We start from the raw sequence: 14,592 nt of genomic DNA on the forward strand, positions 1-14,592 counted from the left end.
GATGATGGTCCAGGGGTGCGCCGGCGGTCAGTAGGCTGGGCGTCATGCCAGATCAGACAGCCGACCAGGCTGGCCTCGACGACCTGCGTGGCGACTGCGCACAGTGCTTCGGGCTGTGCTGTGTCGCCCTGCCCTTCGCGGCGTCGGCCGACTTCGCCATCGACAAGGACGCGGGGAAGCCCTGCCCGAACCTCCAGGGCGACCACCGCTGCGGCATCCACGCGCGGCTGCGCCAGAAGGGCTTCAACGGCTGCACGGTCTACGACTGCTTCGGCGCAGGGCAGAAGGTCTCGCAGATCACCTTCAGCGGACAGGACTGGCGCGACGGGTCGCCGGAGCACGCCCGCCGCATGCTCGACGTCTTCCCGGTCGTCCGCCAGCTGCACGAGCTGCTCTGGTACCTGACCGAGGCGCTCACCCTGCCCGCGGCCCGCCCCCTCCACGCGGATCTGCGCCGGATCCTCGCCGAGACGGAACAACTCACCCGGCAGACCCCCGGGGAACTGGCCGCGCTGGACGTGGGTGCCCACCGGCAGGAGGTCAATGTCCTCCTCCTCAAGACCAGCGAACTGGTCCGGGCGGGCACGCGCGGCCGCAAGAAGGACCGGCGGGGCGCGGATCTGATGGGCGCCCGGCTCAAGGGCGCCGACCTGCGTGGCGCCAACCTGCGCGGCGCCTACCTGATCGCCGCCGACCTCACCGGCGCCGACCTGCGGGGTGCGGATCTCATCGGCGCCGACCTGCGCGACGCCGACCTCTCTGACGCCGATTTGACCGGCGCGTTCTTCCTGACCCAGCCGCAGCTCAACGCGGCCCGCGGCAGCGCCGGCACCCGGCTGCCGGAGTCAGTCGCCCGCCCCGTGCACTGGACAGCGCGGCTCTGAAGGAGCCTCTTCCGTAAGCGAATGTGCCTTCGCCGGTGCGCCGGTGCGCCGCTCCAGGTGCAGCCGCAGCCCCTCCGGCATCAGCGTCAGCCGTTCGGCCACCCGCAGCCGGTAGTCCGGGTCGGGCCGCAGCTCGTAGCGGCGCAGCAGCAGCCCGAGCACGAGCGTGGCTTCGTGCAGCGCGAACTGGCGCCCGATGCAGGCCCGCGCCCCGGTTCCGAACGGCTTGAAGGAGTGCGCGGCACGGGCGCGTACGGCCTTGGCGTCGAAGCGGTCCGGGTCGAACCGCTCGGCGTCCGCGCCCCACACCTCCGGATCACGGTGCAGCATCGCCGTCAGCACCAGCGCCCATGCGCCCCGCCGCATGGGGTGCTCGCCGGCCAGCACCGTGTCCCGCCGGGCCTCGCGGGCGAAGGCGGGCGCCGTCGGCCACAGCCGCAGCGCCTCGTCCAGTACCCGGCGCACGTATCGCAGCCTGGCCACCTGCTCGTACCCGGGCACCGCCGCGTCGCCCCACACGCGGTCCACCTCGGCGCGGGCGCGGGCCGCGACATCGGGGTGCCGGGAGAGGTAATGCAGGGCGAAGGAGAGCGCACCCGAGGTCGTCTCGTGGCCCGCGACGAGGAACGTGATGACCTGGCGGCGTACGTTCTCCGGTGACAGCCGCTCCCCGGTCTCCGGGTGGGCGGTCTGGAGCATTCGGTCAAGCAGATCCCCGTTCCCGCCCCCGCTCGCCGAGCGCCGGGCCCGTACGAGGTCGTCGACCGTGCGGTTGAGGTAGTCGATGTCGGCGGCATTGCGCCGGCTTGCCCGCCGCAGCAACAGCGAAGTGAGCGGCGCGGGCACGGTGTTGAGTCGCTGCGCGTAGGTGAGCGTGCCCACCATGGCGGTGACGAAGGGGTGCAGCCGGGAGCGTTCGAAGGAGCCGAAGTCGTGCCCGAAGCCGGTGCGCGCGATCGTCTCCAGGGTCAGCCGGGTCATGTCGCCGGGCACGTCCACCGCCCGGCCCGCCGCCAGCGCGCGGTCCCAGTGGCCGGTGAGCTGCCCGGCCACGTCGAGCATCATCGGGTGGTAGGCCGCCATCGCCTCCCGGCTGAAGCCCGGGGCCAGGACGTCGTGCGCCCGCTGCCAGTTGGGCTCGTGGTTGTACGCGGTGAACAGCGCGTCTCCGACGACCGGCCGCAGATTGGCCACCCCCAGCCCGACATGCTTGGCGAAGCGGGTCTCGTCCGCCAGGTCGGCCGCGAGCTCGGCCCCCCACACGAACACGAACTCCCTGTCGAACGCCCGGCGCCGGAAGATCGGCCCCAGTTGCCGGGCGAACCGCATGGAGTCCTGGAGGGGGGTGCGCCGGCTCGCGCCGAGGATGTCGCCGACCAGGGGCAGCCGGTGCGGCGGATGCGGGATGCGGTGCAGCTCGGGCCAGCCGTGCTCGGCGCTGCGGAATCCTTTCGGCAGGTCGTTGCCCGCCGACGGCGCCGCCATCTCCACCATCTCCGCCATGACGCGATCTCCCTTGAGCCAGCGGCACGTTGAGCGTGTTGTACGTGGGTTCAATAACGGCGCCCAGTCTGGTCCCGCAATTGAACCGACGTCAAGTAAAGTGCCGCCATGGCCGCGAACCAGGGGCAGCGCACACGCCGCCGGCTCAGCACCGAGGAGCGCCGGGAGCAGCTCCTGTCGGTCGGGGCGCGACTGTTCTCGGAGAGCCCGTACGACGACGTGTGGATCGAGCAGGTCGCCGAGATCGCGGGCGTCTCCCGAGGCCTGCTCTACCACTACTTCCCGACCAAGCGGGACTTCTTCGCGGCGGTCGTGGAGCGCGAGAGCGAGCGGATGCTGCGCATGACGTCCGCCGTGCCCGGCGTCCCGGTGCGCGAGCAGCTCACCGCGGGGCTCGACGCCTACCTGGAGTACGTCGAGACCCATGCGCACGGCTACCGCGCCTTCCACCGCGCGGACGCGGCCGGCGACCAGAGCGTGCGCCGGGTCTACCAGCGCGCGCTGGCGGCGCAGGAGAAGCAGATCCTGGCCGCCCTCGGCGCCGACCCCGAGTTCGGCCCGCTCTTCGAGGAGCGCCCCGACGTACGGCTGGCCGTACGCGGCTGGCTCGCGTTCACCACGGCGGTCTGCCTGGAGTGGCTGCGGGGCCAGGACCTGACCCGGGAGCAGGTGCGGGACCTGTGCGCGCGGGCGCTGTTGGGGGTCATCACGCCTCCGGCTTGATCGCCGGTGGGCGAACAATGCCCTGTGGAACGACAGCGAGCCGGACGTCACATGGCCGGCGAAGGGCGAGGAGCCCGCGCTGCTCGCCGTGCGCTGCGGCGACCAAGGTCCCTTCGATGACACCTTCACCTTCACGCCCGAGGGGTGGCGGCTGATGCCTGAGCCCGACGGGGGCGGGCACCACGGTTGGCGCAAGCCCGGATCTCCGATAGGTTAGGCAAGGCTTACCTAAGGAGGTTTCGGGATGGCTGACAGCCAGACCTGGACGGCCGCGCCTTCCGCGGCCGAACGGGCCCGCTCGGTGCTGGCCGCCGCGTGGTCCTGCGCGGTGACCGCGGACGGCGGACGCGAGGAGTTCGTCGGTGCGCACACCGTCGACGAGGACGGCCGGGTGCATGTGCACGTGCCCGAGGACAGCACCCTGCTCACGGCCGCGATCTGCGCGCCCCGGGGCGAGCCGTCCGCCGTGCTGGAGTTCGCCGACGTCGCACCCGTCCCCGTGCGCAACCGGATCCGCGCCCGGCTCTGGCTCGCCGGCTGGTTCGCCCCCGAGGACGACCAGCTCGTCTTCCAGGCCACCCGCGTCGTGCTGAAACAGCCCTCCGGCGCGGTCGTTGTCGCCCTCGACGAGTTCGCCGCCGCCGCACCCGACCCCCTGGCCGGCGCCGAAGCCCAACTCCTCACCCACCTCGCCGACGCCCACCCCGACGCCGTCGAGCGGCTCACCCGGCTCGTCCGGCCCGACAGCCTGCACGGCGCCGTACGCGTTCAGCCGCTCGCAGTCGACCGGCACGGACTGACCCTGCGCATCGAGCGCGCCCGCGCCGACGGCGAGGTGCGACTGCCCTTCCATGCGCCGGCCGACGACGTCGCGCAGCTCACCGAGCGCATGCACGCCCTGCTCACGCAGGCGAGCGCCGCCTCCTGCCCGCGCGCCCTACAGCGGCAGCGCACAGACCGCGACGGGTGAGGCGAACGGCTCGCCCGCGAGCCGCAGGTCACCGCTCTTGTCGTCCACGTGGAAGACGCTGACCGTGCCCGACCGCTGGTTCGCCGCGAACAGCAGCCCGCCGTCCGGCGAGAATGCGATCTGCCGCGGGAAGTCACCGGCCACCGGCACCGTGTCGAGAAGCCTCAGCCGCGCGCCGTCCGCCTCCACCGCGTACCGCGCGATGTTGTTGTGGCCCCGGTTGGCGAGATAGGCGTACGAGCCGTTCGCCGTCACCACGAACTGCGCCGGGTAGTTGGTGCCCTTGCCGCTCCCGGTGGACTGCGGCTCGCCGATGGTCAGGCGGCCGGTGGCCGGGTCGTACGCGCAGACCGCCGCCGTGTCGTCGACCTCGTTGGCGAGGTAGGCGTACCGGCCGCCGGGGTGAAACGTCAGATGGCGCGGACCGGCGCCCGGCCGGGTGTGCGCCTGCGCGACCTCCTTGAGCGTGCCGGCCCTTTCGTCCAGGCGGTAGGTGTACACCGTGTCCGTGCCGAGGTCGACGGCGAGGACGTGGCCACCGTCGGGGCTGGTGATGAACTGGTGGGCGTGCGGGCCCTGTTGCCCGGGCCCGGGCGCGGGCGAGGAGTGGGTCACCATGTCGGTGCGCTCGCCCGGCGCCCCGGACGCGTCGATCGGGAACACGGCCACGCTGCCCGAGCCGTAGTCGGCCGTGAGCAGCCAGCGCCCGCCCGGATGGACCGACAGATGGCAGGGCTGCGCGCCGCCCGTGGCACTGCTGCCCAGAATGCTGCGGTCGGAGCGCCGTACGGCGGTCACGGCACCCTTCTCGCGCTCGTTCACCGCGTACAGCGTCCGGCCGTCCGGGTGCACCGCGAGGTACGACGGGTCGTCGACGCCGGTGAGAGTCCCGGTGCCGGTGATCCGGCCCGTCGCGGTGTCGTAGGTGGCGAGACCGATGCCCTTGCCGCCGTCCTCGGGGGAGGTGTAGGTGCCGACGTAGAGGGGGTGCGGGCCGGAGCCCGTGGGCTTCCGCGATGTCTGGGGCGAGGTCTCCGGGGTCGGCTGTCGCCCCCTGGCCCCGGCTGTCTCGGACGACGCCTTCGAGACCTCCGACGCGGTCCCACAGGCGGCCAGAGCCGTCGCCGCGGCCGCTCCGCCGAGCGTGCCGACGAAACGGCGCCTGCTCCAGCCGCCGCGCGACGCTTCTGCCTCACTGCCCATGTCCGCACCTCAGGTCGTCGGTTGCCCCGGTCGTCACAGCCACCTTGACGTCGGCGCCCCTGAAGCGCAAAAAAGCAACGAGTGTTGCGCAAGGCGCAACACTCGCCGCTGTCCACTACCAGTCGCCGTCCTCCACCGGCTTCCCCGACGCGTCCTTCAGCGGCTGCACCTGGTCGGGTGACGGCTGTTGCCAGGGCTCGTGATCGTCACCCAGCCAGTCGCCGACCGGCTTCACGTCCCCGAGCGTGTCCGTGGGGGCGAGGTCCTCGGCGTCCTGGTCGTAGTAGTCGTACCAGGGCAGGCCGGCCCGGGTGTACGCCGCACGGTCCACGGGCGACGGCGGGGGCTCCTCCCCCGTGATGCGACGCCACTCAGGCGGCGTCACCAGATGCACGAAGACCCGCCCGGCGGGCTCCGTCGCCCAGTCCTTCAACGGCCGGTCGTCCTTGTAGACCTCCTGGCGCATCGAGCCGCCGACACCGAGCCCCATGGCCGCGGCCGCGCGGGGCGCTCCACCGGGGGCGGCCGCGGCCATGGGGGCGGCCGGGATCGCGCCGGGCGGGTGCGGGCCACCGAAGCCGCCCCCGGCCGTCATCGTCAGCCGCCTCCGCTCCGCCTGGCGTCGCTCCTCCTCACGCCACTCGGCCAGCGCCCGGTCGTTCAGCGGGAACGACTGCAGCTGTACGCCGCCCCAGACCTCCTCGCCCGTGACCTGGCCCTCGACCGTCGCGCCCAGCCCCAGCGGCACCGCCACGAACTGGCGGACCGTGCCCTTGCCGGAGTTGATGCCGTCCAGCCAGGGCTGCCGCGGCAGCACGAGGTAGTTCTGCGGGCGCCGGGTGAGCCGGTCACTCCACCGCTTCCCCGAGACCGCGCACACCTTGCCCACCCCGACCTGGAGCGCGGCGGGCTCCGTCGTCCCCGAGAAGCTCAGCCACATCGCCTCACGCAGATACACCGGCAGCATCACGCCGCCACGCGCCCGCCACTGCTCGGGGACGGTGTCCGGGTGGTCCGAGACGCGGCGCACGGGGAACTCGCCGAGCCCGGGCGGCAGCGGGTGGTTGCCCGTCTCGGGCAGGCGCAGCGTACGGACGAACCGCACCGCCACACCGCCCGGCAGCCGCAGTGTGTTCCCGTCGATCCGCACGGTGGTGTCGGTCATCCGGACGCTCCCCTCATCGCCGTACATCGCCTCATGTGCCGTACCTCGCGTCATGCACGTCGTCACGCACGCGCCGTCGTTACGCGTGCGCAGTCGTCACGCACGCGCCGTCGTCGCTCATGCGCCGTCGTCACAGAGAACGACGGGCGGTCGCCTTGCGGTTCCGCCGCTGCCGGCGCGGAACGCGGCCGCCCAGTCGCTCCCGCAGCCAGGTGAGCAGCGGGCTGCGCTCGCGCTGCTCGCGCGAGCAGCGGTCCAGCTCCTCCAGCAGCCGGTGCGAGCGGTGCTCGGTGTCGAGCTCGTCGATGATGCGGTTGACCTCGGTCAGCACCGCACCGAACAGCTGCCACTGCCGCGCGTCGCGCTGGATCTCCTCCAGCAGCAGCTGGGCCAGTTTGTCGCGGGTGGCGGCGGCCTGACGCAGCTCGGCGGTGAGCCGTTCCTCCGCCGATTCGGCGTTGACGCTGACATGGGTGGTGACCAGGATCGCGAAGCTGACCACGGCGTCGGCGACCTCGGACAGCAGCTTCTCCACGACCGCGCCCGTCTCGGGCGGGAACAGCGGCTCGGGCTCGCGCTCCTTGGCGAGGTCGGTGAGGGTGCGGGTGATCACCCGCAGCACGACCGTGCAGATCTCCAGCGTGTCCAGACCGGTGCGCAGCACCACCCGGTGCAGCAGCCCCTCGCGCACGCGCGGATTGAGCCGCAGGCTGTCCTCGGCCTGCCGCAGGGCCGCGTCCACCTCGACGATGTCATGGTCGAGCCGGCGCGCCTCGTGCAGTCGTGCCGCCGCCTGCTCCACGGGCGTGCGGCCGGCGGCCTCCTCGCCGACGCGCAGCATCAACTGCCGCACCCGGCGCGCCAGCCCCTCGATCGACTCGCCCGCCTCGTCCACCCAGACGGGCGGGGCGAGCAGCAGGTTGCAGCCGAGCCCGACAACCGCGCCGATCAGCGTCTCCACGATCCGCGCCCACGCGGTGTCGCCGACGCTGGTGACGCCGAGCACCAGCATGGCGCTGATCGCCACTTCGGGTACGAACTCGTCGACCCGCACCAGATGGCCTACGGCGAGCGACGCCACGATGAGCAGCGCGAGACTCCACCAGGTCAGCCCGACCAGGAGACTGAAGGCGATGGCCACGAGGACGCCGGCCACCACGGAGTTCACCCGGCGGATACCGGTGGTGAGCGTGGAGTAGAGGGTGACCTGTACGACCAGCAGCGCGGTCAGGGGGGCCGTCAGTGGTCTGGGCTCCGGGCTGAGGTGCAGCGCGATGACGTACGCGACCGACGCGGCGGCAGCCGACCGCAACGCCTGTACGACCACGGGGTCCCGGTGGCGTCTCACCAACCGTCCGAGGGGCTCTTTCCACTCATGAGCATCTTGCATCTCTTGGCCTGTTCCCTTTCACAGGACCACTCGAACGTCCCCGTTGAGGACCGTAGGTGTCCGCAAATGAGCCTAGATTGTTCTCACCGGCCGGAAGGTGACAGGAGGGACACGGACATGGCGGAGATCCAGGGCATCGAGGCCCTCACCCGTTCGCACGACTACCTGCGGGAGGTGGCCACCGCGGTTCCGGAGGGTGCCTGGGCGGCTCCGACGCCGTGCTCCGCGTGGACGGCACGGCAGGTCCTCAACCACGCGCGCATCGACCAGCAGGCATTCGGCCTCGTCCTCACCGGCGGCCGACCGGACAGTGACCCCTTTCAGCCGGCCGACGCCCTCGCCGGGGACCCGGTGGCCGAACTCGACAAGGTGCTGGCCTCGGTCGCGGACGGGTACGCGCAGCTGCCCGCCGAAGCGGATCAGGTGCCCACCCCGCTGGGCCCGCTGCCCCTGGCTTTCGCCGCCGCGGCGGCCGCGATGGACGCGGCCGTGCACGCCTGGGACATCGCCGTCGCAACGGGCCAGAACCGGCCACTGCCGGACGACCTGGCCGAGGGAATCCGCCCGGCGGCGGACCGCCTGGTGAACCACCTCCGCGACGCCTACCAGGTTTTCGCCCCCGCCGAGCCGCTGCGTGAGGGCTACGGCAGCGCCGAGGCGCTCCTGGCGTTCCTGGGCCGCGACCCTCGCTGGACGCCACCGGCCGCGTGAGCCGGGCGGGCCGGGTTCTGGGGGTTCCGGGTTCTGGGGGTGCCGTCCCGTTGACGGAGGGGCCCCGTGACGCGTGATGGACGTCCTCAGGCGTACAGCTTGTCGAGGAACGCGGACAGATTGCCCGTCGTGCGGGCGATCTGCTCCTCCACCGTCAGACTCTCCTCGAAACGGGAACCGGAGTCCGGGACCTTCTTGCCGCGCACGTAGAGGGAACAGGCGAGGTCGGTACACATGTACAGGCCGACCGAGTTCCCCTCGCGCCCCGCCGCCCCCGCCTTGCGGGCCGTCATCAGCGAGACCCCGCCACCCCGGTGGGTCGTCAGACACAGCGAGCACATGCTGCGATGCAGGAAGCCGCGCTGCGAGGACGGGAAGCGCAGCGTCACGCCGACGAACTGCCCCTCCCGCTCGGTGACCAGATAGCTGCGGTCGGGCGCGCCCGGATCTCGCCAGCCCAGGAAGTCCAGGTCGTCCCAGGGGTGTTGGTCGAGATCCCGGGGCACGGCCACGCGCTTTGCCTCGCCCTTCGAACAATTGACGAAGGAGTTACGGATCTCCGGCTCGGTGAGTGATCTCATGGAGGGGCCTCCTGGCGTACCTGAGTGTTCCTGGTGTTCCTGTCGCGGGAAACCTAGGAGTTCTAGGTTTCTGCCTAGGGTAAGCAGCCGAGAAGGAAGGACGCCAGTGGATTTCAGGGGTCTCGCGTCACCGCGGGCGCGAGCGGCGCTGCGCCATGTCGCGGCCCGCTCCACCGGACCGGCCGTCGACCCGGACCTGCGCGTCACGCTGAACTTCCACCCGGACCGACTCGTCCGTGGCCTGCCCGTCCTGCGGGCGCTGGCCGAGGACGGCGCCTATGTCTCGCAGTTCGTCACGGGCACCAGCAATGGCGGACTCACCGCGCATCCCGGCGGTGACCGCCGGCGCTGGGAGAGCCGGATCTTCGGCGGCGCGTACGACGACGCCGACGCGCACGACCGGCCGGTGTACGGCGCGCTGGACTTCCGTCGCCAAGTGGTCGGCGCCGCCCCGCGGTTCGGCTCCTCGCACTTCCGGCTGACCGCGGCGGTGCTCACCCGCACCACGTTCTGCTACCCCGACAGCGCGGCCGAGCCCACCGACTTCGGCGTCGCCGCCGGCATGTCCTTGGTCGCCCTCGCCGAGGCCGACGAGCGGGACGCCCTCGACGACTACATCGAGGCACAGGTGCACGGAGGTGTCGACCTCGCCCGGGACGCCGAGGCGCTGGTCCTGGACGCGAGCTACCGCGGCACCCCGGTCGAGACCGCCGCCCGCCTGCTGCCCTGTCCCCTGGAGTGGCACCCCGGCTACCGGCTCTACGTGCCCGAGCTGCACCGCCACGCCGAATACCGCGGACAGGAGTACGCCGACCTGGGCGCCCGGATCGCCGAGCACGCCCGCCTCGACCCGCGCGTCATCGGCGACGCCGCCCGCACCGGCCGCCACGAACTCCAGGACCTCAAGAAGGTGTGGCACACCCTCGCCCGCTTCGGCGCGCCCGAGGGAGCCGGTACCGCCTACTCCCCGACGGCGGGCGCGGGCGGCCACACCCCCGTCGCCGGCACCCCCAGCGCACAAGCGCGGGCGACCAGCTCCGTACGGTTCGCCGCGCCCCAGCGTGCCGACAGTCGCCGCAGATGGTAGGTCACGCCGTCCGCGGTGAGCCCGGTCTCCCGGGCGGCCCGGGCCGTCGTCGCGCCCCCGGCGAGCAGCGCCAGGATCCGGGCCTCGACCGGCGAGACCCGCGCCCGCTCCGGCTCGGCCTCCAGGCACCGCTCGCCCTCGCCCGGCACGCGCAGCATCACCAGCAGCGCGGGCGTGTCCTCCACTGGGAACTGCTCGGCGCCGGAGCCCGGGTGTACGTCTGCGGCGACGGTTCGCGAATGGCGCCGGGTGTGCGCGAGGCGTTCCGTACCCTGTACCGGGACCGCACGCCGGGCGCCGACGAGGTCGCAGCCGAACAGTGGCTGGACGGGCTGATCGCCGCCGGGCGGTACGTCGAGGACGTGTACGCGGCGGGCTGACCGATGGGGAGAGGTGGGCGCACGGTGGCAGATTCCTGGGAGCGGGCCCGGCAGGTCCTGGAGTCGGCGGGTATCCCGCCCGACCGCCTCGCCCACCTCCGCCCCCTCGGCGGCGGCACCTACAACACCGTCGAGGAGCTCCGCCTCACCGACGGCCACCTCCTGATACTGAAAGTCGCGCCCACCGTGCCGGGCCTGAGATACGAGCACCGACTCCTCGTCTCCGAGGAGGAGTTCTGCCGCGGCGCTGCCGAGGCCGGCATACCGGCGCCCCGCGTGGTGGCCCTCGACGGCGACCGGGCCGTACGCCATCTGCTGATGACGTGCTGCCCGGGCGAGCCCTGGGACGACTCGCTCACGGACGCCGAACAGGCAGACCTGCGCACCGAGTTGGGACGTCAGGTGGCCCGCCTGCACCGGGTGACCGGACCCGGCTTCGGCTATCCGTCCGGCGCCCTGGGGCCGCTCGCCCCCGACTGGCGGACCGCGTTCACCGCGATGTTCGACGCGGTCCTCGACGACGGCCGCCACTACCGGGCCCGGCTGCCCCGCCCCGTCGACGAGATCGCCCGCACCGCGCGGGCCGCGGGGGAGGCGTTGGTCGAGGTCACCGTCCCGAGCCTCGTCCACTTCGACCTCTGGCCGGGCAACATCCTCGTGGACCGCTCGGCCGGGGCGCCCCGCATCGGCGGGCTCATCGACGGCGAGCGCATGCTCTGGGGCGACCCCCTGGCCGACTTCGTCTCCCTCGCGCTGTTGGGGGACATCCGGAAGGACGAGCCGTTCCTGGCGGGCTACCGGGAGGCCGGCGGCCGGGTCCACTTCGACACACCCGCCCGCCTCCGCCTCGCCCTCTACCGCGCCTACCTCTACCTGATCATGCTGACCGAGGGGGTTCCGCGGGGGTTCGACGAGGGCCGCGACCGCTGGGTTCAGGAGCTGGTCGCCCCCGGGCTCGTCAGGGCGCTGGAGGAGATCACGGACCTGGCCCCCGCCGCGTAGGCGTGCGCGCGCAGCGGCGGGCCGCTTAGCTCGCTGCGTGAATTAAGGGTCATGGAAAGTGCGCCAGGCGTGCCCGCGGCGGTATGTTGCAGGTCGGGCACGGTGCCGGAGGGGTTCCGGCAGGGTTCGGAAGGAGCCACATGGCGGGGCGGAACGGGCGCACGGTGCGCGACCTCAGGCGGGCCAACCGTACGGTCGTGCTGCAACGGCTGTACTTCGACGGCCCCCTCAGCCGCTTCGAGCTGGGCCCGGTCACCGGTCTGAGTTCCGGCTCGGTCAGCAACGTCGTCGCCGACCTGGTCGCCGACGGCCTGCTGGAGGAGGCCGGCAGCGTCGACTCCGACGGCGGCCGGCCCCGCACCCTGCTGCGCGTCGCACCCGGCAGCGGCCACATGATCGGCGTCGACGTGGGCGAGACCCGGGTGCGGATCGAGCTGTTCGATCTGACCCTCACCGAACTCGCCCGCGCGGAACACCCGCTGGAGCAGCAGCGATACGAGGTCGAGGTGATCGTCGGCCACATCCGCGACGGCATCGCCGAGGTGCTCGCCGCCGCCGGCATCGCACCCGAGCGACTCCTCGGCGTCGGTATCGGCGTCCCCGGCATCGTCGAGCGCACCCCGGACCGCGGGGCCGTCGTGCACGGCCAGACCATCGGCTGGGACGCGGTCCCGCTGGAGGCCCTGCTCCGCACCGGCTCCCAGCTCCCGGACGCCGTGCCGTACTTCATCGACAACGGCGCCAGGACCCTCGGCCAGGCCGAGATGTGGTTCGGCGGCGGACGCGGCGCCGACAACGCGGTCGTCGTCCTCTTCGGCTCCGGCGTCGGCGCCTGCCTGGTCACCCCCGATGTGGAGCACGGCCGGGCCGTGGAGTGGGGGCACCTGACCGTACGGGTCAGGGGGCGCCGCTGCCGCTGCGGCGCGCTCGGCTGTCTGGAGGCGTACGCGGGCGCCGAGTCGCTGCTCCAGCGCTGGCGCGAGGCGGGCGGGCAGCCGCCGGAGTCCGCCGACGAGGAGACGGCGCTTACCGCGATGCTGGCCGCCGCCTACCCGACCGAGGGCGGCGACGCGGCCGACCCCGTCGCGCTGGCCGTCCTGGAGGAGACCGCCGAGTACCTGGGCGCCGGCCTGTCCGACCTGATCAACCTCTTCCAGCCCGAGCGCATCCTCATCGGCGGCTGGGCCGGCCTCCAGCTCGGTGCCCGCTTCCTGCCGGCCGTACGCCGCCACGCCACCGCGTACGCCCTGCGCCACCCGGCCGAGAAGGTCACCGTCGACCTGGGGAAGCTCGGCCCCGACGCGGTCACCGTCGGCGCCGCGATCCTGCCGCTCGCCGATTTCTTCGCCCGCGGCGGCCGCCGCCCGGAACCCGCACCCGAGGGACCGGCCCCGGCCTGGCGCACGGCCCTGGAGGAACGCGCTCCGCACTGACGTTTCACGACCCGGCGAAGAGGTACTCGCGTGTCGCTCAGCCGACACGAAGGGAGTACGGCGTGGCAGACCAGCGTCCCGAGGAGCGCGGGGAGAGCGGTCCGCCCGTACCGCGGGACCTGCCGGACCAGCAGGCCCGCGAGGGCGAGGACCCGTGGGAGGCGAGCCCGGAGGGTGCGCAGGCGGAGCAGCCCGATGTCCCCGACACCGATGAGGCGGGCACGGGCAGGCGGGGCGAGCCACAGTCGGCGAACGTCCACCCCGAACACCCCACACCGGACGAGCCCACCGACTGACCGCCACAGGAGCCCCCATGGGTATGGCCGACCGGGTCCGCTCGTGGCCCGTCTACCGTCAGCTCACCGGCACCGACCGCACCGGCCGGGGCAGCGCCGTCAAGTCCGCGGGAACCCATGGCCTGACTCAGCCCACCTTGCGCCCCCGCATCGGCTCCGTCTCCGCGCCCTCGCCGCGCCGCAGGCCCAGCAGGAACTCCTCCAGCACCTCGGTCGACGTGTGGTGCGGGCGCCAGCCCAGCTCGGTGTGCGCACGCGTGCAGTCCATCAGGGGCAGCCGCAGGACCGCGTCGAAGAGATGGGGCGAGGCGGGCAGCAGACGCAGACCCCAGGCGGCGGCGACCGCAGAGCGGGCCGCGGTACGGGGGAGCCGCACCGGGCGGGCGCCGAACATCTCGCCCAGCAGCTCCGCGTCGACCGGCGGTTCGGCCGCCAGGTTGAAGGCGCCCCGGACCCCGGAGTCCACCGCCAGCCGGTATGCCTCGGCCGCGTCGTCCGTGTGCAGGGCCTGCACTCGCAGCCCCGGGATGGCGGGCAGGAACGGCAGCAGATCGGGCCGGGCCGCGGGGCCGGGCAGGAAACGCCCACCGAAGATCCGGCGCTGCTCGCTCGCCGACTGCCGTTTGAAGAGGAACGCGGGCCGCATCCGCACCACCCGCACCTCGGGGTGCTCCCGTTCGAACGTGTCCAGCACGCGCTCCAGATAGGCCTTCTCCCGGCAGTACGCGGCGCCCGGCCAGCCGTGTGTAGGCCATGACTCGTCCACCGTGTGGCCCTTCGGCCCCGGAGAGTACGCACCCACGGACGACGCGTGCACCAGCACCGGCACCCCGGCCGCGGCGACCGCCTGGAACACCCGGATGCTGCCGAGCACGTTCGTACGCCAGGTCGCCGCCGGATCGTGCGTCGGCTGGAACGACCAGGCCAGATGGACCACGGCGTCCGCCCCCTGGAACTCCTTCACCGGGTGGGGCCGCTCGGCCGCCAGGTCGACCGCGGCCCAGTCCGTCTTCGGCGGCGACCAGTCCGGGAGCCGGCGGGCCAGGCCCAGCACCGAGCCCACCTCCGGATCCTCGGACAGTAGACGCACCACGCTCGTACCGACATTGCCGGTGGCGCCCGTGACGACGACCCTCCGGCCGGGCTCGCTGCTCACCTCGGTCTCCTCCCTGTGGGTGAGGTGGGGCTGCCCGAGTACCCGGCCGACGGAGACCCGCACATGTCCCGGCGAGACCGCCTGCGCGCTCACCGAGAGCCGGAACGG

The 14,592-nt window shown here is 72.9% G+C and carries 14 protein-coding genes and 2 pseudogenes; 9 read left to right on the plus strand and 7 right to left on the minus strand.

Annotated elements, in window-relative coordinates; genetic code table 11:
* Nucleotides 1-44 precede the first annotated feature (44 nt).
* Nucleotides 45-884, plus strand: a complete 840-nt coding sequence (locus tag ABT114_RS02465) for a pentapeptide repeat-containing protein (protein WP_351137675.1) — start codon at nt 45-47, stop codon at nt 882-884.
* Here ABT114_RS02465 and ABT114_RS02470 read toward each other — a convergent pair.
* Nucleotides 846-2,387, minus strand: coding sequence for a cytochrome P450 (locus ABT114_RS02470; RefSeq protein ID WP_502986929.1), 1,542 nt, complete (start codon nt 2,385-2,387; stop codon nt 846-848). The two genes, ABT114_RS02465 and ABT114_RS02470, sit on opposite strands and share 39 nt — an antisense overlap.
* A gap of 108 nt (nt 2,388-2,495) precedes the next feature.
* Between ABT114_RS02470 and ABT114_RS02475 the strand changes: the two genes are divergently transcribed.
* Both ABT114_RS02475 and ABT114_RS02480 read left to right on the plus strand, forming a co-directional pair.
* A complete protein-coding gene (locus tag ABT114_RS02475) occupies nt 2,496-3,110 on the plus strand; it encodes a TetR/AcrR family transcriptional regulator (protein WP_351137677.1) in 615 nt (204 codons plus the stop codon).
* 244 nt (nt 3,111-3,354) lie between these two features.
* On the plus strand, nt 3,355-4,080 hold the full coding sequence (locus tag ABT114_RS02480) for a DUF2470 domain-containing protein (protein WP_351137679.1): 726 nt from the start codon (nt 3,355-3,357) through the stop codon (nt 4,078-4,080).
* Here ABT114_RS02480 and ABT114_RS02485 read toward each other — a convergent pair.
* From ABT114_RS02485 to ABT114_RS02495, 3 genes are all read right to left on the minus strand, one after another.
* Nucleotides 4,048-5,283, minus strand: coding sequence for a lactonase family protein (locus ABT114_RS02485; protein ID WP_351137681.1), 1,236 nt, complete (start codon nt 5,281-5,283; stop codon nt 4,048-4,050). The two genes, ABT114_RS02480 and ABT114_RS02485, sit on opposite strands and share 33 nt — an antisense overlap.
* A gap of 115 nt (nt 5,284-5,398) precedes the next feature.
* A complete protein-coding gene (locus ABT114_RS02490; protein ID WP_351137683.1) occupies nt 5,399-6,448 on the minus strand; it encodes a hypothetical protein in 1,050 nt (349 codons plus the stop codon).
* Nucleotides 6,449-6,578: 130 nt separating this feature from the next.
* Entirely contained in the window at nt 6,579-7,838 is a 1,260-nt protein-coding gene (locus ABT114_RS02495) for an FUSC family protein (RefSeq protein ID WP_351137685.1), read from the minus strand.
* Nucleotides 7,839-7,955: 117 nt separating this feature from the next.
* Here ABT114_RS02495 and ABT114_RS02500 point away from each other — a divergent pair, with 117 nt between their 5' ends.
* Complete coding sequence (locus ABT114_RS02500; RefSeq protein WP_351137687.1) at nt 7,956-8,549, plus strand: TIGR03086 family metal-binding protein; 594 nt, start codon at nt 7,956-7,958, stop codon at nt 8,547-8,549.
* An 86-nt stretch (nt 8,550-8,635) separates the two neighbouring features.
* Here the strand turns inward: ABT114_RS02500 and ABT114_RS02505 are convergent, their stop codons facing one another.
* Nucleotides 8,636-9,130: an FBP domain-containing protein gene (locus ABT114_RS02505; protein WP_351137689.1), complete on the minus strand. Its 495-nt coding sequence runs from the start codon at nt 9,128-9,130 to the stop codon at nt 8,636-8,638.
* A gap of 106 nt (nt 9,131-9,236) precedes the next feature.
* Here ABT114_RS02505 and ABT114_RS02510 point away from each other — a divergent pair, with 106 nt between their 5' ends.
* A complete protein-coding gene (locus ABT114_RS02510; protein ID WP_351137691.1) occupies nt 9,237-10,217 on the plus strand; it encodes a DUF3626 domain-containing protein in 981 nt (326 codons plus the stop codon).
* Here ABT114_RS02510 and ABT114_RS02515 read toward each other — a convergent pair.
* Nucleotides 10,106-10,405: pseudogene (locus ABT114_RS02515) on the minus strand (LuxR C-terminal-related transcriptional regulator); the annotation flags it as partial. The gene ABT114_RS02510 and the pseudogene ABT114_RS02515 overlap by 112 nt on opposite strands.
* Here ABT114_RS02515 and ABT114_RS02520 point away from each other — a divergent pair.
* The 4 genes and pseudogenes from ABT114_RS02520 to ABT114_RS02535 form a co-directional block, all read left to right on the plus strand.
* Nucleotides 10,403-10,597, plus strand: a pseudogene (locus ABT114_RS02520) (hypothetical protein); the annotation flags it as partial. The pseudogenes ABT114_RS02515 and ABT114_RS02520 sit on opposite strands and share 3 nt — an antisense overlap.
* A gap of 24 nt (nt 10,598-10,621) precedes the next feature.
* Nucleotides 10,622-11,599, plus strand: coding sequence for a phosphotransferase family protein (locus tag ABT114_RS02525; RefSeq protein WP_351137693.1), 978 nt, complete (start codon nt 10,622-10,624; stop codon nt 11,597-11,599).
* A gap of 140 nt (nt 11,600-11,739) precedes the next feature.
* On the plus strand, nt 11,740-13,032 hold the full coding sequence (locus ABT114_RS02530; RefSeq protein WP_351137695.1) for an ROK family protein: 1,293 nt from the start codon (nt 11,740-11,742) through the stop codon (nt 13,030-13,032).
* Nucleotides 13,033-13,094: 62 nt separating this feature from the next.
* Nucleotides 13,095-13,328: a hypothetical protein gene (locus tag ABT114_RS02535; protein WP_351137697.1), complete on the plus strand. Its 234-nt coding sequence runs from the start codon at nt 13,095-13,097 to the stop codon at nt 13,326-13,328.
* 127 nt (nt 13,329-13,455) lie between these two features.
* Here the strand turns inward: ABT114_RS02535 and ABT114_RS02540 are convergent, their stop codons facing one another.
* The gene (locus ABT114_RS02540; RefSeq protein ID WP_351137699.1) at nt 13,456-14,484 is read right to left on the minus strand and encodes an SDR family oxidoreductase; all 1,029 of its coding nucleotides are present in this window, start codon (nt 14,482-14,484) and stop codon (nt 13,456-13,458) included.
* Nucleotides 14,485-14,592 lie beyond the last annotated feature (108 nt).

It is taken from the genome of Streptomyces sp. NPDC002088 (assembly GCF_040296605.1).
In the GTDB taxonomy this organism is placed as follows: domain Bacteria; phylum Actinomycetota; class Actinomycetes; order Streptomycetales; family Streptomycetaceae; genus Streptomyces.